General features: G+C 63.8%; 22 protein-coding genes and 1 pseudogene. 13 read left to right on the top strand and 10 right to left on the bottom strand.

Annotated features, from left to right (window positions below; translation table 11 throughout):
• Positions 1–80: 80 nt before the first annotated feature.
• The 3 genes from LPA36_RS23835 (at position 81) to LPA36_RS23825 (ending at position 2,211) form a co-directional block, all read left to right on the top strand.
• Positions 81–1,001, top strand: a complete 921-nt coding sequence (locus LPA36_RS23835) for a LysR family transcriptional regulator (protein ID WP_228882278.1) — start codon at positions 81–83, stop codon at positions 999–1,001.
• Positions 998–1,720 carry a HisA/HisF-related TIM barrel protein gene (locus LPA36_RS23830; protein WP_228882276.1) on the top strand — a complete coding sequence of 241 codons (723 nt, stop codon included), beginning with the start codon at positions 998–1,000 and terminating at the stop codon, positions 1,718–1,720. Before LPA36_RS23835 ends, LPA36_RS23830 begins: the two co-directional genes overlap by 4 nt.
• Before the next feature lie 137 nt (positions 1,721–1,857).
• A complete protein-coding gene (locus tag LPA36_RS23825; protein WP_228882269.1) occupies positions 1,858–2,211 on the top strand; it encodes a thioredoxin family protein in 354 nt (117 codons plus the stop codon).
• A gap of 171 nt (positions 2,212–2,382) precedes the next feature.
• On the opposite strand, the gene LPA36_RS23820 is transcribed toward LPA36_RS23825, so the two are convergent.
• The 3 genes from LPA36_RS23820 to LPA36_RS23810 form a co-directional block, all read right to left on the bottom strand.
• Complete coding sequence (locus LPA36_RS23820; protein ID WP_228882267.1) at positions 2,383–2,520, bottom strand: hypothetical protein; 138 nt, start codon at positions 2,518–2,520, stop codon at positions 2,383–2,385.
• 109 nt (positions 2,521–2,629) lie between these two features.
• Positions 2,630–3,892 carry an MFS transporter gene (locus LPA36_RS23815; RefSeq protein ID WP_228882265.1) on the bottom strand — a complete coding sequence of 421 codons (1,263 nt, stop codon included), beginning with the start codon at positions 3,890–3,892 and terminating at the stop codon, positions 2,630–2,632.
• A 198-nt stretch (positions 3,893–4,090) separates the two neighbouring features.
• Positions 4,091–4,972: a MipA/OmpV family protein gene (locus tag LPA36_RS23810; protein WP_407674328.1), complete on the bottom strand. Its 882-nt coding sequence runs from the start codon at positions 4,970–4,972 to the stop codon at positions 4,091–4,093.
• A 394-nt stretch (positions 4,973–5,366) separates the two neighbouring features.
• Here LPA36_RS23810 and LPA36_RS23805 point away from each other — a divergent pair, with 394 nt between their 5' ends.
• The gene (locus LPA36_RS23805) at positions 5,367–5,765 is read left to right on the top strand and encodes a hypothetical protein (RefSeq protein WP_228882263.1); all 399 of its coding nucleotides are present in this window, start codon (positions 5,367–5,369) and stop codon (positions 5,763–5,765) included.
• 71 nt (positions 5,766–5,836) lie between these two features.
• On the opposite strand, the gene LPA36_RS23800 is transcribed toward LPA36_RS23805, so the two are convergent.
• A complete protein-coding gene (locus LPA36_RS23800) occupies positions 5,837–6,115 on the bottom strand; it encodes a hypothetical protein (RefSeq protein WP_228882262.1) in 279 nt (92 codons plus the stop codon).
• Positions 6,116–6,490: 375 nt separating this feature from the next.
• On the opposite strand from LPA36_RS23800, the gene LPA36_RS23795 reads away from it, so the two are divergent.
• The 3 genes from LPA36_RS23795 to LPA36_RS23785 all read left to right on the top strand — a co-directional run bounded on the left by LPA36_RS23795 (position 6,491) and on the right by LPA36_RS23785 (position 8,702).
• On the top strand, positions 6,491–7,561 hold the full coding sequence (locus tag LPA36_RS23795; protein ID WP_228882253.1) for a hypothetical protein: 1,071 nt from the start codon (positions 6,491–6,493) through the stop codon (positions 7,559–7,561).
• A gap of 125 nt (positions 7,562–7,686) precedes the next feature.
• Positions 7,687–7,842 (top strand): DUF3309 family protein, encoded by a 156-nt coding sequence (locus LPA36_RS23790; RefSeq protein ID WP_228882251.1) that lies wholly within the window; start codon positions 7,687–7,689, stop codon positions 7,840–7,842.
• A gap of 509 nt (positions 7,843–8,351) precedes the next feature.
• Entirely contained in the window at positions 8,352–8,702 is a 351-nt protein-coding gene (locus tag LPA36_RS23785; protein ID WP_228882250.1) for a hypothetical protein, read from the top strand.
• A gap of 106 nt (positions 8,703–8,808) precedes the next feature.
• Here the strand turns inward: LPA36_RS23785 and LPA36_RS23780 are convergent, their stop codons facing one another.
• From LPA36_RS23780 to LPA36_RS23760, 5 genes are all read right to left on the bottom strand, one after another.
• Positions 8,809–10,371: a DHA2 family efflux MFS transporter permease subunit gene (locus tag LPA36_RS23780; RefSeq protein ID WP_228882248.1), complete on the bottom strand. Its 1,563-nt coding sequence runs from the start codon at positions 10,369–10,371 to the stop codon at positions 8,809–8,811.
• A 90-nt stretch (positions 10,372–10,461) separates the two neighbouring features.
• Positions 10,462–11,706, bottom strand: a complete 1,245-nt coding sequence (locus LPA36_RS23775; RefSeq protein ID WP_228882246.1) for an HlyD family secretion protein — start codon at positions 11,704–11,706, stop codon at positions 10,462–10,464.
• Between the two features lie 45 nt (positions 11,707–11,751).
• Positions 11,752–13,281, bottom strand: coding sequence for an efflux transporter outer membrane subunit (locus LPA36_RS23770; protein WP_228882245.1), 1,530 nt, complete (start codon positions 13,279–13,281; stop codon positions 11,752–11,754).
• Between the two features lie 39 nt (positions 13,282–13,320).
• A complete protein-coding gene (locus tag LPA36_RS23765; RefSeq protein ID WP_228882373.1) occupies positions 13,321–13,758 on the bottom strand; it encodes a MarR family winged helix-turn-helix transcriptional regulator in 438 nt (145 codons plus the stop codon).
• 97 nt (positions 13,759–13,855) lie between these two features.
• A complete protein-coding gene (locus LPA36_RS23760; protein WP_228882243.1) occupies positions 13,856–14,911 on the bottom strand; it encodes an NAD(P)/FAD-dependent oxidoreductase in 1,056 nt (351 codons plus the stop codon).
• 258 nt (positions 14,912–15,169) lie between these two features.
• Here LPA36_RS23760 and LPA36_RS29470 point away from each other — a divergent pair, with 258 nt between their 5' ends.
• Positions 15,170–15,295, top strand: coding sequence for a hypothetical protein (locus tag LPA36_RS29470; RefSeq protein WP_267478567.1), 126 nt, complete (start codon positions 15,170–15,172; stop codon positions 15,293–15,295).
• A 16-nt stretch (positions 15,296–15,311) separates the two neighbouring features.
• On the top strand, positions 15,312–15,722 hold the full coding sequence (locus LPA36_RS29540; RefSeq protein ID WP_228882241.1) for a rubredoxin: 411 nt from the start codon (positions 15,312–15,314) through the stop codon (positions 15,720–15,722).
• Positions 15,723–15,815: 93 nt separating this feature from the next.
• Here the strand turns inward: LPA36_RS29540 and LPA36_RS23750 are convergent, their stop codons facing one another.
• The gene (locus LPA36_RS23750; RefSeq protein ID WP_228882239.1) at positions 15,816–16,811 is read right to left on the bottom strand and encodes an aldo/keto reductase; all 996 of its coding nucleotides are present in this window, start codon (positions 16,809–16,811) and stop codon (positions 15,816–15,818) included.
• Positions 16,812–17,004: 193 nt separating this feature from the next.
• Here LPA36_RS23750 and LPA36_RS23745 point away from each other — a divergent pair, with 193 nt between their 5' ends.
• From LPA36_RS23745 to LPA36_RS23730, 4 genes and pseudogenes are all read left to right on the top strand, one after another.
• Positions 17,005–17,571, top strand: coding sequence for a YbhB/YbcL family Raf kinase inhibitor-like protein (locus tag LPA36_RS23745; RefSeq protein WP_228882238.1), 567 nt, complete (start codon positions 17,005–17,007; stop codon positions 17,569–17,571).
• 97 nt (positions 17,572–17,668) lie between these two features.
• A pseudogene (locus LPA36_RS23740) lies at positions 17,669–18,392 on the top strand (Pr6Pr family membrane protein).
• Positions 18,393–18,610: 218 nt separating this feature from the next.
• Complete coding sequence (locus tag LPA36_RS23735) at positions 18,611–18,817, top strand: hypothetical protein (protein ID WP_228882236.1); 207 nt, start codon at positions 18,611–18,613, stop codon at positions 18,815–18,817.
• Between the two features lie 219 nt (positions 18,818–19,036).
• Positions 19,037–19,981, top strand: coding sequence for a helix-turn-helix domain-containing protein (locus tag LPA36_RS23730; RefSeq protein ID WP_228882234.1), 945 nt, complete (start codon positions 19,037–19,039; stop codon positions 19,979–19,981).
• Positions 19,982–20,073 lie beyond the last annotated feature (92 nt).

Genomic DNA, 20,073 nt, shown 5'->3' with positions numbered 1-20,073 from the left:
ACCGTGGTTGCGAAGTTAACCGCTGGACGCGTATAAATCTATACAATGACTTTCATATCCATAATGAATCTGGTGCATAAATGCAGCCGCCCGATCTGAACTTTCTGTATGTCCTGCAGGCGCTCAACGATGAGCGGAGCGTCTCTCGCGCTGCCGACCGTCTCGGTCTGACGCAACCCGCTGTCAGTCATGCACTGGGGAAACTACGGACGCTGTTTCAGGACGATCTTTTCGTCCGCGCGGGTCCGGTGATGGCGCCGACGCCCGTTGGAGAGCGTCTCGTCGAAGGTGTCGCCAACGTGCTGGCGCTCGTGCAGCAGGAAATCTGGAGCGCAAAATCGTTCGATGCCGCGACCACGACGCGCACGTTTTCCGTGTGCCTGAGCGACATGGGCGTGATCGTGATCCTTCCGCAACTGCTTGCCGCGCTGCGCGAGCGTGCGCCACTGGCATCGCTCAAGCCGATCCAGTTTCCGTCGACGGAACTCGCGGGCGCGCTTCAGGACGGCGAACTCGATCTCGCGATCGGGTATCTGGGCAAGGTCGGGGAGAATCTTCACCAGCAACCGCTTTTTCACCGCTCGCTGGTTGGCATCATCAAGGGCGGCGCGACGCGCAGGAAAGTCCGCATGACGCTCGATGAGTTCGTCGCGAGAAAACACGTGGTCGCGGGCACACTGGCGCTTACGAACCAGCTGCTGGAAAAGGAATTGCGGCGGCACGGCGCGCGTCTGAAGGTGGGCGTCGAGGTGCCGTTGCTGCTCGCCGTGCCGAGTCTCGTCGCGACGTCGGATTTCATCGCGGCAGTGCCGGACGAACTCGCGCAACTCTTCGCGCGTCTCGCCGATGTCGATGTATTTCCACTGCCGGTCGACCTGCCGGACCTCACGGTGCAGCAGTTCTGGCATGCGCGCCATCACAACGATGCGGGACATCGATGGTTCAGGGGTCTCGTCGTGGAAACGTTGCGTCAGGAGGGCGGCCGGCCGCGCGCACGATGAAGATCATTCCGGTACTCGATCTGCTCGGCGGCATAGCCGTCCATGCGGTGCGCGGCGAGCGCAGCCGTTATCGGCCGGTCGACTCGCAGCTCTGTGAAGGCAGCGATCCCGTCGATGTCGCGCGCGCCCTGCTCCACTACGCGAATTCAACGGTGCTTTATGTGGCGGATCTCGACGGGATCATGCGGGGGACGCCGCAGCGACTTGCGTTGATGCGTCTCATGCAGGCGATGCCCGCCATCGAACTGTGGCTCGATGCCGGTTTCGCGGATCGCGATGCTGCGAGCACGCTGATCGAACCGTTTCACGCCGCGGGCGCGAACGTAACGCCCGTTTTCGGCAGCGAATCATTGCGCGGCGCAAACGATGGATCGTCGATGCACCCGGCACGCGCGAACGAAAACACGATTCCTCGCGACGCGATTCTCTCGCTCGACCGACGGCATGACACGCCGCTGGGCGACCCGTCGCACTGGCACGATGCATCGGGGTGGCCCTCGCGCGTCATCGTGATGTCGCTGGAGCGCGTGGGTTCGTTCGAAGGCCCCGACCTCGCGGCAATCGCCGATGTGCGAAGTCGTGCGGGTGAGCGGCAGATTGTCGGCGCGGGCGGTATGCGTGATGCCGACGATCTGCGTGCCGCCGAAGTCGCAGGCGCGCAAGCATGGCTGATCGCCTCGGCACTTCATGATCGGCGGCTTCCCGCTGCGCCGCGATAAATCGCGAAGCGCGCTGAAGCGGCGTCGCGCGCCTCGCAGGCGTCGTCATGTGCGAACCGGGTTCACGACGCCTGAAGTGCGCGGCGATTTGCGATAGATTGTTCCTGACGCAGAACCCCACTCTCCCTGGAGCAACAATGGCAAAACCCACCGCCTACTCACCGACCGCCCCAACCCGCGCTGAGGTCGACGCTTTGAGCGGCGCCGCCGTCCTCGAGTTTGGCACCGACTGGTGCGGCTACTGCCAGGGCGCGCAGTCGTCTATCGGGCAGGCGCTGGAGCCGCATGGCGAAGTACGTCATCTGAAAATCGAGGACGGCCCCGGGCGTGCGCTCGGTCGCTCATTCAGGGTCAAGCTCTGGCCGACGCTGGTTTTTCTGCGTGACGGCATAGAGGTTGCGCGGGTCGTACGGCCGCAAAACGTCGCTGAAATCAGCGAGGGCTTATCGACACTGCTCGATCAAACGGGGAAAAACGAAAGAACGGCCTGATCGACCCGGGCGACCGGCGTTATGGCTTGAACAGAAACGGACGGACCACGCTACGAAACCGTAGCGCGCCGGCAAAACGCGAGTTACAGCTGATCTCGCTGCCGGATTCAGGGAAACGACGATCGGACAGAGCGCGCGGCGCAGACGCGGCGCCTCTGTCTTCCCCACCGATTACAGCGGACGGCGATGCGATTCAGCGATGATCGCGCAAGTTTGCAGGTGCAGGTTCAGGGCTTCGACGGCCAGTGCGCGCAGGCGTGCGAACCAGCTGGTACCGACGGTGGCGGTTGCGGTAGTGGCGTTGCTCATGACGGGCCCCAGAAAGGATGGGTAAATACCTAGGTAATTACCCTTATTATATCCTCCCTTTGTCGCAGCGCAACAAAACAAAATTCAGCCGCCAGCCTGTCTCCTTGCATCACGTCGCCCGCGCGCCTTTCGGCTCCTCAAGCGTTTCAGTCTGCGCCAGCGCCGGGAACAGCCGCATCCAGAGCAGCGCGACGGCAATCGTCGCGACACCGCCCACCAGAACGGCCGGCACCGCGCCCCACCACCCCGCCGTCACGCCGGATTCGAATTCACCCAGCTGGTTCGACGTGCCGATAAAGAGCGCGTTGACTGCACTGACCCGACCGAGCATCTCATTGGGCGTGCGCAGCTGCACGAGCGAAAGCCGCACCACCACGCTGATCACATCCGATGCGCCGAGCACCGCAAGCGACACCAGCGAAAGCACAAACGAGTGCGACAGACCGAATACGATCGTCGCCGCACCGAACACGATGACACCGCCGAACATCGCGGCGCCCGGACGGTTGCGCAGCGGGAAATGTGCAAGCCAGATCGTGCCGGCGAGCGCGCCCACGGCCGGCGCCGAGCGCAGCAGGCCCAGCCCCAGCGGGCCCGTCTGCAGCACGTCGCGCGCGAAGATCGGCAGCAGCGCCGTCGCGCCGCCGAACAGTACCGCGAACAGATCGAGGGAAAGCGCGCCAAGAATCACCGGCTGACTGCGAATGAACGCGATACCCGAAAACACCGATTTGAGGGTGACCGGCGCGCGCGCGGCCGGCTTCGTCTGGAGTGGAATCGACCAGACCAGCGTCGCGGCGGCGATGAACGCGATGGCGCTCGCCAGATACACCGCGGTCGGCCCCACGCCGTACAGCAGACCGCCGACCGCGGGCCCGAGAATCTGCGCGGCCTGGCCTGCCGAAGTGGACCACGCGGTCGCGCGCGGCAATTCGGAGCGCGGCACGACCGAGGGCAGCAATGACGAAACCGACGGAGATTCGAACGCACGCGTCGCCCCGACGAGCGCCGCGAGCACATAGATCACGGGCGCCGACAACCAGCCGCCGAGCGTGCCGATCAGGAACACGGCGGCGGCGAGGGCTTCGAGCGCCTGGCAGATTGCAGCGATACGTCGCCGGTCATAACGGTCGGCAACGTGACCGACGACGAGCGTCAGCGCGAACATCGGCAGAAACTGCGCGAGCCCGACGAGCCCGAGCGCGAACGCGCTGTGCGTGATGGCGTAGATGTGCCAGCCGATCGCGACTGCAAGCATCTGAAATGAGATCGACGACAGGACCCGCGCGCCCCAGAACCGCTGAAAACTGGCATGGCGTGCCAGACTGATTGTTGTGTCGACGGGCGGCTGGGTCGGGGGCTCGGGTGTCATGAAACGGTCGGTTCGAAGATCGCGGTTTGATACGGGAAATCAGGGCGAAAGCCCGCGCGGGCGCGCGTAACGTCGCACGCCAAAAGTCGGAGAGTGTAGTGCAATTCGGGAAAAAGCGACGACGCCGCGCCGAAGCGGGCAATGCCGCCGCGCGATCGCAAGACGCCGCGATCACGCGTGGCGGCACGCAGAACTCACTCAGAACTGGTAGTTGAACGAAAAATCGAACACGGCGTTGGTGGCCTTGCGCGTAACCGGGCTGCGAGCGGCGTCGCCCACCAGTTGCTGCAAACCGGCGTCGCCCGTCACGAACCAGTGCTTCTGGAAAAACCAGATTGCGCTGACACCGAAGCCCACCGATTTGAGCCCCGCGCTCGCGTTGTATTGCGGATAGCCGGAGCGCGCCGACTGCAGGCTGCTGACGCCGTACCACGTCTGCATATAGCGCGAATCGGCAAAGACGAGGTTCGGGCCCGCGAACCAGTAGAACGTCTCCGAGCTGCCGGGCAACGGCATATAGGCGCCCAGGTCGCCAATCCAGCCATCTGAACCGCCGAGGTTACGCCGGACATCCGCGCGAATCACGAGCGGAAAGTCCTTCGACACGGCGTATTCCGCGAAGAGTTTGGCCTCGGGCGCGGGGTTGATGTTGCCCATGCCGTCGAGATGGCCGGAGTTGTCCTGCGCGCGGCGGCCGAGGTCATACGTGATGGCGAGGCCCGCGCGCCAGTGCGTCGTGCTCACGAGATTCACGCCGAGCCCTTCGCCAGTCGACAGGAAGAACAGGTCGCGGTAGCGCACGTCGATCGTCGGGCCAACCATGGCGTGATAGTTCGCGGCGCCGTCATAGCGCGGGTGCACGGTCACGCCGAGACCGAGGCGCGCCTGCCAGTCGGGTGTCGGCTGGTTGTAGAGCTTTTCCAGCGGAATCCCCACCGAGTACTGCCATTCGGCAAGCGGCGATGGTGTCTGCGCCTGCGCGGCGAGCGGCATCGTGGTCGATATCACCGTCGACAGCATCGCTGCCAGTTTCAGTGCGCGGCACATCCGGTCATCGCGTAACGCGCTGCCATTCAACATGAAGCCTCCGGTCCCCGTTCTGGGGGGAATCTGCGTTTTTGTTTGCGGGCCGGTGCGAGAGCAACTGTCTCCACGCTGCTGCTGCGCCGCCCGCTGCCATTTTTTCCGTTGCCGTGGCTTGCCTGCCACCCGCGAGCGCGTCCGTCGAGCCGTTGACGAAACGAAGCTGTGATCTGTCCAGCCGCGACGCTGGCGGCCCGCAGATCGTCCGGTCTGAATGCCGGATCGCACATCCATCGCGGTACGCGCCATGGTGCAAATACCATTCCTGCCTTTTGCATCGCGCATTCCGGAGCGATGCGGACGGCTCGCGCGGCACACCGCTTGCGACGTTACTCATGCAGGCGGACGAGACCTGTCCGTGAATCAAAACCCATCCAGAGAGGACCGAACAATGAACACGATCACGAAGAAGCTTCTTGCTTCAGCAGTAGTCATGGCGCTGTCGGGCGGCGTGTATGCCCAGGCGGCCGGCGGTGCAGGCGGCGCAGGAGCCGGTGCGGGCGGCGCGGGCGCAGGCGTCGGTGCGGGCGGCGGGAATACCGGCGGCGCAGGCGGCGTGGCCACACCGAGCTTCAACTCGGGCACCTCCATGAACCGCGCGAACGGCAACACAGACGGCTATGGCCCTCCGGGACAAACGGGCACGGGCGGCGGTGTCGGCACCGGTACGGGCGCCACGCCGGGATCGACGATGAATAACCGCGCGAACGGCACGTCGCCGACGTACCGTACGAACCCGAGCGGCACCTACACGCAGCCGGCACCAGGCTCGATGCAGAACGGTCAGTAAGCGGTTGAAAACCGCGTGATGCAAAACGGCGGCGCGTTGAGCGCCGCCGTCTTTTTCGAGCGCGAACGGTCCTACTGGCCCTGGGTGGCGCTGCTCGCATTCGCAGCCGGCATGGTGCTGTCGCTCATGGGCTTTTTCGTTTTGGTGCTGTGCTGCTTCTTCGACGTGTGCTTCATCGGCGCCACGCTGCCGCTTGAACCCTGCGCGACCGCAGCCGGGTTGTTGTTGCCGCCATCCGCCGCAGGCTGGCCGGTCGCGCCTCCGCCTGTGCCGCCGCCGTTGCCCTGCGCGATGGCGAGTGCGGATGCCGTGCACAGCAGCGATGCAATTACTACGTTTCGGATCTTCATTGCGTTCTCCCTGAACCAGACGCCTTTAAATGGTTCGATGCGTACCGGACGTCATCGCCGGATACACGCACACCACATCGTCCGTTCAGCAAGCGCTGTGCCGTTGTTCGCATTCGACTGAAAGTTCGAGGCGGTCCTCGGGATATCGGAGCCGCTCGCGCGGTGCAATAACCGGCGCGCATCACTTTTCAGCGTGCACGGAAATATCTACATCGCCGGGTGCAACGATTGCAAGACGTAAGGCGCGCGCACGGCTGCCCTTTGCGACATTGGCGACTACACAGGTCGATCCGACCTGTCGCGCGTAGGGGAACGGTATTTGCAGGACGCACGCCTGGTTCATCCACAAACCCCCGCCACTACTTCGTTCAAACGATGACCCAACTCGCCCGTGTGCTTGTCTTCGCCTGTATCGCGCCTCTTCTCACTGCCTGCGCCCAGATCGGCCCGACGCATCTCAAGGCCGATCAGGTCGATTACGCCCGCGCGCTCGGCGACGCGCAAAAGCGCGAAATACTCGCCGCGATCGTCGGCTTGCGTTACGCCGATTCGCCCTCGTTTCTGACGGTCAGTCAGATCATCGCGGCCTATAACTTCGATGCGTCCGCGGGCGCGACGGTGAATGCGGGATCCGGCAGCCAGCCCAACTACGCACTCGCGAACGGCTCGGTGTCGTATTCGAATCACCCGACGTTCACGTTCACACCGACCACCGGCGAAGCCTATGCCTCGGCGTACATACGACCGCTTGCGCCGACGCTCGTATTGCCGCTTGCCGAGGGCGGCATTCCGGTCGATCTGCTGTTGCGCATCACGGCGCAGTCGATTGGCGGTCTGCAGAACGGCTCGGCACTCGGCGGCGAGAACAGTGCGGGCGCGCCGGGGTTTTTCGTGTTGATCCAGGCGTTGCGGCGATTGCAGCTTGCGGGTGAACTGAACGTCGAATCGCGTCACGATCACGGCGCGGATCGCGTGTTCCTCGTGATCGGCGCGACGACGAGCGGCAAGTCGGCAAGCACGAGCGCCGATCTGCTGCGTGTGCGCCAGTTACTGCATCTCTCCGCGAAAACAGGCACGTACGAAGTCGTGTACGGACAGTCCGCCGGGACGGGCGATCGCATTCCAATGGTGACGCGCTCGGTGCTCGGCATCCTGACCGATCTCGGCGCACAGGTTCAGGTGCCCGCCGCACAGATCACCGACGGCTCGACGAAACCGACCGTCGGGTTGATCGGCGGCGAAACGCGACCGACGATCATCATTCACTCCGGCGAAAAGCCGCCAGAAGATGCGTACATCGCGATCCCATATGGCGCAGCGACGTACTGGGTCGCGCGCGACGACTTCGATTCGAAATACGCCTTCACCGTCGTGCAGAACCTGATGGCGCTTGCCGAGGCCGACACCAGCAGCAAGGCGCCGATCGTAACGATTCCGGCGAACTAGCAACAATGTGTTTCGCGGCGGCTCATGGGTATGTGGATTGCTCGATACATGCACCGGGGTGGCTCGCCCGGCACAGTGGTCGTGTGTGCCGTCGCGGGCGATACCCCTCATCGACTGGAGGTCGTATGTTAGGAACCATTCTGCTGATCGTGCTGATACTTCTTCTTATCGGCGCGCTTCCGGCGTGGCCCCACAGCCGTTCATGGGGATATGCGCCTACCGGCACACTGGGCATCGTGGTGATCATCGTCGTGGTGCTCGTCGTGATGGGCCAGATATAACCGCGTCGTCACTTCGCCTCACTTCACATCTGCCCGCACGTACCGCCACCGCGTCCGGTACGTTGCGGGCGCAACGATGTTCGATGTACGCTGCGCACCGCACTTCGACTATGGACGCAGTACCCAGTCGCGATTTCAATCGCTCACACACCTGACCCTTTTCGTCTTTCGTACTCGTCGTCCGCAGACCTTCCGGCCCCGGAAACGAGGCTGCAAGATGCGTAACACAACGTAAAACCTGCTCTCGTTCCGTGAATTTTTTGCACGACCCACGCGCAGCCGATTGCGAAGCCAACGGGCCTCGGTCCTGCCAGGCCACGCCCATCATGGCGCACAACACGATTTACGCGCCCATGCTAAAAATGGCACGAATCCTGCTCTAAACACGCTACCGAAACGATATGGTATGACGTAACGTTCAATGCGTGCCCCGCGCATCCAGCGTCAGGCCGTCGCGGCTGATTCGGCGATTTACCAGAACCCGTCTACCGGACCAAAGGATCATAAAAATGGATGACTTTGCCAGTCGCATGTGTGGCCTTCTCTCGACACTCGTTCCACAAAGCTCCATCACGCGCCTTGCAGAACGCGAATTCTGTATCCGTCACACCCGTATGGCGAACCGGCCTCATCCTGCCGGCTATCCACGCGACCTCGTGGTGATCGTCGATGAAGAACTGGTGGCGCGCATCAAGCTCGCGCAGCAGGACGAGTTCGACCGGGATGTCGCGCCCGAGCTGCTGCAAACGTTGACGCAGGATCTCGCTGGCTACAACCCGTGGTCGCATAACTTCAGCACGTTCCTCGTCGCGCTGAACAATCCGCCTTCACGGGTCGGCGAGGCTGTGGCGCTCCACTGAACGCGTAATGCAAGAGGCGTTATCCGCAGGTTCAAATGCAAAAAAGCCACCGCCCTCTTCGTGAGGCCGGTGGCTTTTAACCATCTGAAGCCGATGCGGCGTTGTTTCAGTGACCGCCCGCGCCCGCCGCTGCCGCGCCGCCAGCCTTGCTGGGCTTCGTCACCCAGATGAGCGGCACGATGATGATGAAGATCACCGCGGACAGCCAGAAGATATCGTTCAAGCCGAGCATCGCCGCCTGCGCGTTGAGCGAACGTTCGAAGAACGCCATCGCCTGATCGGTGCTGCCACCCAGGGCGCCTTGCAGCGAATTGATCGAACCCGTGAAGACCGGATTGTTCACGCTCGTCTGTTCGGCAAGCTGTGCGTGATGCAGGATCGTGCGGTTGTTCCAGCCCGTTGCCACCAGCGACGTTCCCACAGCACCCGCGAACACGCGAACGAAATTCGACAGGCCCGCTGCGGCCGGAATCCTGTCCTGCGGCAGACCTGAAAGAATGATCGCAGTGAGCGGCACGAAGAAGAGCGCGGTCGGAATGCCCTGCAACAGCGTCGGCAGCACGAGCGTGAACGTGTCGACATCCGTCGTGTAATGCGAGCGCATGAAGAACACCGCTGCAAAGCCGAGAAACGCGAGTGTCGCCAGTACCCGCGCATCGGACTTCGGCATGATCTTCGCCATCACCGGCGCGAGAATCACCGCGAAGATGCCGAGCGGCGCCGTGACAAGACCCGCATCGACTGAGCGGTAGTTCAGATAACCCTGCATCCATTGCGGCAGGATCACAAGGTTCGAGAAGAACACCGCATACGCCACCGAGATCGCCACCGTCCCGCCAAGGAAGTTGCGTCCCTTGAAGAGCTTGATATCGACAATCGGATTCTTCTCCGTCAGCTCCCAGATCACGAAGAACGTGAAGCTGATCGCGGCGAACACGGTCAACGCGATGATCACCGGCGAGTGGAACCAGTCGAGGTCCTTGCCCTTGTCGAGCATGATCTGCAGCGAAGCCACCCATGCGATCAGCGAAAGCAGCCCGACCTTGTCTATGGGCAGCTTGCGCGTCGGCGTTTCGCGGGTGCGGTAGATGAACCATGTCACGCCGGCCGCGAAAATGCCCACCGGAATGTTGATGTAGAAAATCCATGACCACGAGTAGCTGTCCGTGATCCAGCCGCCGAGCGCGGGGCCTGCGATCGGGCCGACGGTCGCCGTCATCGCCCACAACGCGAGCGCGTGCGAGCTCTTTTCCTTCGGATACGAACCGAGCAGGATCGCCTGCGAAAGCGGAATCAGCGGACCCGCCACCGCGCCCTGCAGAATCCGCGCGCCGAGCAGGATCGGCAGTGTCGGCGCAATGCCGCACAGCCACGACGACAGCACGAAGAGCAGGATCGCCCACACGAACAGCTTGATCTGCCCGACGCGCTGCGTGAGCCAGCCGGTCAGCGGAATCGCAATCGCATTGGCGGCGGCGAAAAGCGTGATCACCCATGTGCCTTCGTCGATGGAAACGCCGAGGTTGCCGGAGATCGTCGGAATCGCCACGTTCGCGATCGATGAGTCGAGCACGTTCATGAAAGTGGCCAGCGCCACGGCAAGCGTCGCGAGAACGAGCTTGCCACCGGTCAGCGGCGGAAGCGCGGCGGAATTCGTCGAGGGATTCATGTCGTCACCAGTCTTGAAGCCTGTCAGTCAGAAGCGCAGGCTTTCTTCTGACTTGTCAGATATTTGGATCAAAAAAACGGGTAGCCGAGATTAGCCGGCCTTGCGCTTCGACGCAGACAAGAGGACAGCAGCAGCGCCCACGTGCCCTTCCGGCATGTTCTGCGCGATGATCCGGGCGATTTCCGCGTCGGCTTGCGCGCCGTATTCAGCGAACACATCCGTGCGGTATGACGTGTTCTGCGCGGCGCCGAGCTGCGTGCCGGTTTCGTCATGCGTGTCGACTTCGACGTCCATCGAGAGACCAATGCGAAGCGGATGCGCGGTCAGCTCGGCCTGATCGAGCTGGATACGCGCCGGCAGACGTTGCACGACCTTGATCCAGTTGCCGGTCGCGTTCTGCGCGGGCAGTACGGCGAACGCGGCGCCCGTGCCGGCCGAGAAACCCACTACACGGCCGTGATACTTCACCGCCGAACCGTAAGCGTCGGCAGTCAGCGTGACCGGCTGGCCGATACGCATGTGCTTCAGTTGCACTTCCTTGAAGTTCGCATCGACCCACACGCCGTTGAGCGGCACGATTGCCATCAGCGGTGTGCCCGGACCCACGCGCTGGCCGACCTGCACCGAGCGGCGCGCGACGTAACCCGTGACGGGCGCCGGCAGCGTGTTGCGTGCGTAGCTGAGGTACGCGTCGCGCACCTTCGAAGCGGCGGCCTGCACGTTCGGATGCTGCTCGATCGAGGTCCGGTCGGTCAGCGCGTGATTCGCTTCGGCCTGCTGGCGGGCGGCGTCGAGCGCGGACTGCGCGGCGTTCACGGCGTCGCGCGCGTGGGCGATGTCTTCACCGGATACTGCGCCCGTGCTGGCGACTGCCTGACGGCGCTTCAGGTCGTCTTCGGCGCGGGCGAGATCGCTGGCGCGCTGCGCGACCGTTGCGGCATAGAAGTCGTTGTTGACGTAAAGGCCGCTCACCTGACGCACGGTCTGGCCGAGCACGGCTTCCGCGTTGGCCAGCGCGACTTTCGCGTCCGCGTTGTCGAGCGTGACGACCGGGTCGCCCTGCTTCACGATCTGGGTGTCGTCGGCATTGACCGCGTCCACCGTGCCGCTGACCTGCGGCGTGAGCTGCACGAGGTTGCCGCTGACGTAAGCGTCGTCCGTCGATTCATGGAAGCGCCCCACCGTGTAGTAATACGCGCCCCACCCCGCGCCCGATACCACGATCGCTGCGGCAAGCAGCAAGAGCATCAGCTTGCGCTTGCCCGGGGCTGCGATGCTGGCCTCTTTCGGTTGCGCTTGCGCCGCCGCGCGGCTGGTCGTAGTCGTGTCACTCATGTTGTATCTCCTGACTGGTTTCGTGAACGTGTCGTGCGGCGGCCGTTAATGCGCGGCGACGACGGGGTTGGCCTGTGCTACCGATGTGGCGCTATTCATTCCACTGTTCGCGGCGCTTGCTGCACCGGATGACGTGTCGGTGTAGCCGCCGCCGAGGGCGACGGCCAGCACGATCTGCTGGTCGCGGCGGTTCAGCTTCAGGTTCGCCACAGCCTGATCGGCGGCGAGCGCGTTCATGTCAGCGTTGAGCACCGTCAGCTGGTTCGTGAGGCCGGCCTTGTACTGCGTGAGCGCAAGCTGCCCGGCGCGGCGCGCGTTGTCCTGGGCGACCTGCGCATCGACAAGCTGTGCGTCGGTCGAGCGGACTTCGGCGAGTTGCGTCGCGACTTCCGAGAGCGCGGTGACGAGCGTCTGGTTATACGTGGCGACGGCGTAGTCGAAGTCGGCATAGCGGCCCTTCAACTGCGCGCGCAACTGGCCGCCGTCGAAGATCGGCAGATGGATCGCCGGGCCAGCGGACATGGTGCTGCTTGCAGCCGTCAGGAAGCGGCCGAAGCCAAACGCATCGAGGCCGATCGCGGCGGAAAGATTGATGTCCGGATAGAACTCGGCCTTCGCCGACTTCACTTCGTGCGTGATCGCGTCGACGCGCCAGCGGGCTGCCGTCAGATCCGGGCGCCGGCTCACGAGGTCGGCCGGCAGGTTGTCCGGCAGGTTCACGTCGTCGCCGACACCGAGCACCGGGCGTGCGATCGCGAGTCCACGATCCGGCCCCGCGCCGAGCAGTGCGGCGATCTGGTAGCGCGTCGTGACGATGCTGCCGTCGAGCGCGGTGAGCGCCGCGCGGCTCGTCGCCAGATTCGCCAGCGCCGTCTTGCGTTCGACTTCCGTGTCGAGGCCCGTCGCGATCCGGCCGGCCGTGATGCGGTCGATCTGCGTGCGCTGGTCGATTTCCTGCTGGGCGATGTCGCGCAGCACATACAGGCGCGCCAGCTGGTTGTACGAGCGCGCAATCGACGAGGTCAGCGTCAGGCGCACGACTTCGGCATCGGCGACGCTTGCCTGCACTTCGGAGGTCGACGCTTTCAGCGCTTCGCGGTTCTTGCCCCACAGGTCCAGTTCGTACGAAGCGTTCAGGAGACCCTTGTTCTCCGACTGCCAGGAACCGCCCACCGGCGGCGGCACGAGCGCCGTGCCCGAATACAGCTGGCGCGTGTACGAATACGACGCGCCCACCTGCGGCAGCGTGTTCGCCTTCGCCGTTTCGCTGTAGGCCGAAGCCGCCGCGACGCGGGCACGCGCCTGTTCGAGCGTCGGGCTGCCCTTCAGCGCTTCCTCAATCAGCGCCTTCAGTTGCGCATCGCCGAACTGGTCGGCCCAACCGGCGGAGGGCCAGTGTCCCGCTTCGGCCGGCAGGCTCTGCTGCGTCGCGAAGGTTTGCGGCTGCGCCATTTCCTTGTTGCTGTGGATGCCCGCGTAGTTCGCGCATGCCGACAGCACCGCGGCGAAAATCACGCTCACGCCGACCTTCGCGACCCGCGTCGTGGCGACGCCGTGATTTAACTGTGATTTCATATTCTGACCTGTCAGATATTAGGGCAAAAAAAATGCTGTTCAGTCGGCGATAAATTTCAGCAACAGACGCTGCATTTCCTTGAACTCGGCCTTCGAGAAGGTTTTCAGGCGATTGTTCAGCACGACGGGCGCGATTTCGGGAATCCGCGCGGCGATCTCCTCGCCCGTCTTCGTGAGCGCCAGATTGACGACACGACGGTCTTCGAGACTGCGCGAACGTTCCAGAAACTGCTTCGCTTCCAGCTTGTCGAGCATTCGCGTCATCAGGCCCGTGTCGATGCCAAGCAACTTCGACAATTCGAACGGCGTGGTGGCGATGCCGCGCTTCATTGACAGCAGGATGCCCATTTGCTGGCTCGTGATGTCGAGTTCCTTCAACGCGGCGTCCATCTCGGTCACGAGCACGTTGCGCGCCTTGTTGATCGCAAAGCCGATGCTATGGGTCAACATAAAGCCCTCTTTCGTGTAGTGATCCATCGCGTTGACCTCCGTTGTTAGAATCACAATATCTGCAAAATCAGATACTGTCAAAATAAAATTGTAACACCGGAGATCGGCCGTTGCCGCGCTTCGGTTACACGGCGGTCGCGGCGACTTTTTCGGCGAGTTTCGTGTCGTAGCTTGAATGGACGTGGACGCGCTTTTTGTCCGGATACGCGTACGTGTAGGCCTTGCGCAGCGCGAGCGAGGCCTCGTGAAAGCCCGACAGGATGAGCTTCTGCTTGTTCGGATAGTTCGCGACGTCGCCGACGGCAAAGATGCCGGGGCGCGACGTTTCGTAGTTCGACGTGTCGACGGTCAGCTTTCCCGCGACGCCCGCGATACCCCAGTTCGCGATCGGCCCCAGATCGGCGACGAGTCCGTACAGCGCGATGACGTGTTCGGCCTCGAGTTGCGCCGTGCCGCCGATCTGCTTGAGTTCGACCGATTCGAGCGTGCCGCCCGGTGCGTTCAGCGCGCCGATCGCACCGACCATGAAGTCCATCTCGCCGGCCTCGACAGCCCGTTTCATCTGCTCGACGCTGGAGACGGCCGCGCTAAAACCGTTGCGCCGGTGAACCAGCGTGACGCGCCGCGCGACGCCGCGCAACGCCAGCGCCCAGTCGAGCGCCGAATCGCCGCCGCCGGCGACGACCACGTTGCGGCCGGCAAACTTCGCGATATCCGGCACGCTGTAGTGCACGTGACGCCCTTCGAGCGGCGCGGCTTCGTCGAGTGGAATGCGCTGTGGCACGAACGCGCCGTTGCCGGCCGCGAGCAGGATCGCGGCGACATCGAAGACGCGTCCGCGATGCGTCGTGACAGTCCAGCGTCCGTCGTCGCGCTGTTCGACGGTTTCGACGCGCTCGTCGAGGTGGATCGGTACGTCGAACGGGCGGATCTGTTCCATCAGGCGGTCCACCAGGTCGCGCGCCGTGCACGAAGGAATCGCCGGGATGTCGTAAATCGGCTTGTCGGGGTACAGCTCGACGCACTGGCCGCCGACGCGCGGCAGCACGTCGACGATGTGACACGACAGACCGATAACGCCCGCTTCGAACGCTGCAAACAGGCCGACCGGCCCCGCGCCGACGATCAGCACGTCGGTACAGAGCGGGCCGCTTGCCGCTCCGTTCACTTCGACACTCATTCTGGACTCCTGTAGCCGGGCGCCGGGATCACGCGCCGATGGACCCAACATACAGAAGCGGCCTGCCGCGGGCAACCAAGACACCACGCCCGGTAAGGCCGTGCAACGCGCGGCTGGCCCCTGTTGCGCACAGGGTTGCCAGTTCGCCGTAATCGCCGCCTGCGACAACAAGGAACGACATCATCTACAGCCAGTTGGGAATCGGGCGGCCAAAATCGTCGATAATGTCGGGCTTTCGTCCTTCAAAAGAAACTGCACGTGTCTTCCTCTACTTCCCCGAACGCTTCCCCTTCCCGCAAATCCCTCACGCTCATGCAGATTCTCGGCATCGTGGCGGCCATCGGCATCGTCGGTTCCCTGCTCGCCAATTCGCTGATCCAGTAGGCGCGCGGCTTCGCTCATGTACAAAAAAGGCGTAGCAGTCGAGATCCAGTTCTCGCCCGGCCGGCTCAACGACGGCGCGGGTGACCCGTACTGGATCGACCTGACGGCCGAGGAAGCGCAGCAGTTGCTGCACGCGCTTCAGACGCAACTTGCGGCAAGCGTTGCGGGAACGGCCGCGCCGCTCGTCGTGAGCCTCGATGAAACGCCCGAGATTGCGCGTGCGGCGACGCAAGCGCCGCCCGAAGCGTCATCGGCCGATGAATTCAAACAATGGGTCTGCGTGATCTGCGGCTGGATCTACGACGAAGCCGCAGGCGCACCCGACGACGGCATCGCGCCCGGCACGCGCTGGGCCGATATTCCCGACGACTGGCGCTGCCCGCTCTGCGACGTCGGCAAGCAGGACTTCGCGCTGGTGGCGTTCTGAACGCCCTTTGAAGGCGTTTTGGGCGCATTTCGGCGCCGCACGGCGCGTCCACCAGAACGCCGCCGCGCAACACGCCGATAACCGCGCAAACGCTCAGCGCGCGGCATCCCCCCAACGGTACTCAACGGTCGCATCGTCGAGCTTCGCCTTGAGCGTTGCATCGAGCGTGAGATCGGTGGCGGCAAGCGTGTCCGTGAGTTGTTCGGGCCGGCTCGCGCCGATAATCGCCGACGTGATGCGCGGATTCGCGAGCACCCAGGCCACCGATGTCTTCGTCAGCGATTCGCCCGTAGGCCCTGCGATTTCGCGCAGCGTATCGATGGTTTCGAATTCGCGTTTGTGCCAGTAACGCTCCTGATACATTGCGCCCGCCTTGCCCACCGTGTTCGTAAAGCGCCCTGCCGCAGGCGGCGCATCGTGCCGGTGCTTGCCCGTCAGCAGACCACCCGCGAGCGGGTTGTACGGAATCACCGCGAGATTTTCTTCGCCGGCAAGGGGCAGCAGTTCACGCTCGATCTGCCGGAACAGCAGGTTGTAGCGCGGCTGAACCGACACGAAGCGCGCGACGCGCAGCACGTCGGCGCGACCCAGCGCCCGTGCAAGCCGGTACGCGAGAAAATTCGACACGCCCACATAACGCGCCTTGCCCGAACGCACGATGATGTCGAGCGCCTCAAGCGTTTCGTCGAGCGGCGTTTCGGCGTCGTCGGAATGCAACTGGTACAGGTCGACGTAATCGGTGCCGAGGCGGCGCAGCGACGCATCGATCGCGTCCAGCAGATGCTTGCGCGAGGAGCCCTGATCCCACGACGACGGTCCCACCTTGCCCACCGCCTTGGTCGCGAGAATGTAGCGGTCGCGCCGCCCCTTGAGCCAGCGGCCGACGATTTCTTCCGTACGGCCCGCCAGATGTTCGCCACCGCCCAGTGGATAGACGTCGGCGGTATCGATGAAATTGACGCCCGCTTCGCTCGCCGTATCCAGAATGCTGCGCGAGACATCTTCTTCGGTCTGCAAGCCGAACGTCATCGTGCCAAGACACAGACGCGAAACAGTCAGACCCGTGCGGCCGAATTTGCAATATTGCATGACGTTGCTCTCCTTAAGCGAAGGGTACGGGGCGCCGGACGTGGCGAAGGAAAAAGAATAACCGTTAAGCGGCGCGCGCGTTGGGGCGCCCTGCGTTACGAAATCCTTGCGACGGGGAATAATGTTTGCTCGTTTACCGTTTGCATCGCGTGAAAGATCACACGCCACGCCTCTTCCATTCAGGACCGCAGCCATGAACCGAAATGAGCCTTCGACTATTCTCCGGCGCGTGCTGCGGGCGAGCACGCTCTGTGCCGCGATCGCGCTCCCTGCAGCGGGTGTCTGGGCGGATGCGTTCGAAGTGTCGTCGCCCGGCATGATGGACGGCGCGACGCTCGATTCGAGCCACGCCGCCGACGCGCAGAACTGCGGCGGCAAGAACGTCTCGCCGGCACTGCAATGGCGCAACGCGCCCGCAGGCACGAAGAGTTTTGCAATCGGCCTGTTCGATCCCGACGGCGCGAAAGGCCTCGGTGTCGTGCACTGGCTGATGTACGGCCTGCCGGCATCGACCACATCGCTCGCTGAAGGCACGCCGCCTGCGGCCGGCGTCGGCGGCACGAACCGGACGGGACACACGGGCTACTACGGTCCGTGCCCGCCGATGGGCGAGATTCCGCATCACTACGTCGCGCAGGTCTGGGCGCTCGAGCTGGCGCCCGACGCGCTGCCCGCCGGCCTCACGCGCGACGCGCTCCTCGCCGCGATGAAGGACCACGTGCTGGCCGCCACGAGCATTGTGCTGCGCTACGGGCGCTAGCCCGGCGGACTCGACCCGCGTGCCGCATTAAAAGGCGCGAGGCGACGTGACCACACCTCGCCAGGCAGGCAGGCGCCGGGGCATATAAAATCGCCGTATGTCCCATGCTCCTTCTCCCGGGCCGCAGCACGAGCTTGAATTGCCGCTGCACACGCCGGGCGCAGGGTCGCTCGCGATGGCGGCGGCGATCGCGCTCGTTGCGTGGCTCGCGTTCGCCGCGCAGACCGACGTCACGATCGGCAGAATGCTGGCGCGCGGCTATGGGGTGATCGATGGCCTCGAGCGGATGAGCAGCTATCTGACGAATCTGACCGTGCTCATCTGCGCGATCTGTTTTTCCTGCGTGGCGACGCGCGCGCGCCCGGCGCCTCTCCGGTTTTTCCGCAAACCGCCCGTCGTGACGGCGATCGTCGTCTATGTCGTGTTCGTCGGCCTCGCCTATAACCTGCTGCTGCGCTTTCTCTGGACGCCTTCCGGTTATCGCGCGCTCCTGAACGAAACGCTGCATACGATCGTGCCGTTGCTCGCGGCGCTCTACTGGGTGCTGTTCGTGCCGCGCTTTCACCTGCGTTTGCGGCAATGCCTGCTCTGGCTCGTCTATTCCGCTCTCGTACCTGTTCGTCACGTTATGGCGCGGCAGCACGACCGATTTCTATCCGTACTACTTCATCAACGTCGCCGAACTCGGCTACCAGCAGGTGCTTTTCAACGCGACGCTGCTGGTGCTCGCATTCCTCACGCTGATGGGCATTTTTCTCGCCATCAACCACCGGCGGCCGCATACATCGGCCACCTCGGCCACCCGTCCACGCCGATTCTGAATGCAAGCTTGCAGGCGCCCTGCAAACGGCTTCCTGATGCGCACTTTTGCGCGTTTCACGCGTCATGCAGCGCAGAATGCGCTACACATGAAAAGTCCAGAGCGTACAATTTATCGATGACCAGGCGGAATTGACGCGCCATGAGTGCTCCAGAAAAACAGAATCCGCCCGGTTCACAACAGGCGCCACCCGCACCCGCGCGTAACATGGAGGGAGCCATGAAAACCGGTTCGACGAGCGAAAGGCCACCCAGAAAGCAGCCTTCCAAAGCGATGCTGAATTTCCTCACCGTGCTGGTCGGGCTCGCGGTGCTGGCCGCGGGGCTCGCCTATCTGATCCTCAACGAAGTGCCTGTGTTCGCCATCCCGCTTGTCGTGACCGTGCCGGTGATCGCCGCCGTCGCGTTCCGGAACATCTGGGATTGAGCGCTGCGCCCTGACGTCTTCTGGCGGCTGCCGCCCACGCGGCGCGGCTGCCGCCATCAACGTGCCCGTCGCGCCCGCCGCGTCGCCCGCACCCGTCCGCCAAACCCGTGCAGCCCCTTCGTTGCGGGCTTCGCGCACCGTCAGATAAATTACGCCGGGTGGACTGGACAACACCGCCTCGCCAGCACCACGCACCCCAATCATCGACGAGGGGCAGCGATGGGAAAAAACGAAGAGATCCGCCAGCCGCAACGCGGCGCGTTTGGTGGCCGTCTGGGGAAAGCCTTCAGTCTCGACGATCCGCCGACGCTCGTCGCCCACACCGCGCGCGACGATCACCGGATGGCGGTCACCGAACTGCAGTTCGATCAGCGGCCGCACGGCTTCACCGCGCCGATCCCGCCGGAAGATGCGTTCCTGATCGGCCTGCAGCTGCGAGGCGTCCACTACCATGAGCTGTGGGTGGACGGACGCGCCGTCGATGCGCGCCCCTTCGTCGCCGGCACGACACATTTCTACGATCTGGCGCGCAATCCAGTCGCCTATGTGCCGGAGCCTTCGCATCCGCTCTTCTTCTATCTGCCGCGCGCGGCGCTCGCCGAACAGGGCCGCGAACTGGGTCTCGGTGATACCTCCGACCTGCGCAACACGCCGGGCGCCTTCATCGACGATCCGGTGATTCGCGCGCTCGGCCTTTCGCTGATGCCGGTGCTGCACGCGGAGCGCCATTTCCACCAGCTGTTCGTCGATCACGTGCTGCTCGCGCTGCGCAGCCACCTCGTCATGACGTACGGCGGCACGCGCAAGGTCAGGCCGCTCGCCGCTTGCGGCCTCGCGCCGTGGCAGGAACGCGCGGCGAAAGAACTGATGGACGCGCATGCCGTCGGCGGCACGACGCTCGCCCAGGTCTCGCAGGTGTGCAATCTGGATGCGACCACGTTCGTGCGGGCGTTTACCCGAAGCACCGGACTTTCGCCGCACCGATGGCTCCAGCAGCGGCGCATGCACCGGGCGATCGCGCTGATGCTGGAGACGAAACTCAGCATCGCTGAAATCGCGCTCATGGCTGGCTTCGTCGATGAGGAAGAATTCGTCCGGGCGTTCAGCCACAAGGCGGGCATGACACCCGACGCGTGGCGCCAGATGCCCCTTTCGTCGCGCTGACAGTTTCTCCTCAAGTTCCCCCTCGCCGTGGTCGATATAGCAGGATGACGAGGAAAATATTCGGGAAGACGAGGGGCTGAGTCATGGGGAAC

It is taken from the genome of Paraburkholderia saeva (assembly GCF_907164555.1).
In the GTDB taxonomy this organism is placed as follows: Bacteria; Pseudomonadota; Gammaproteobacteria; order Burkholderiales; family Burkholderiaceae; genus Paraburkholderia; species Paraburkholderia saeva.
The sequence above is the reverse complement of the archived record's forward strand: the minus strand, read 5'-3'. Positions and strand labels throughout refer to the sequence as shown.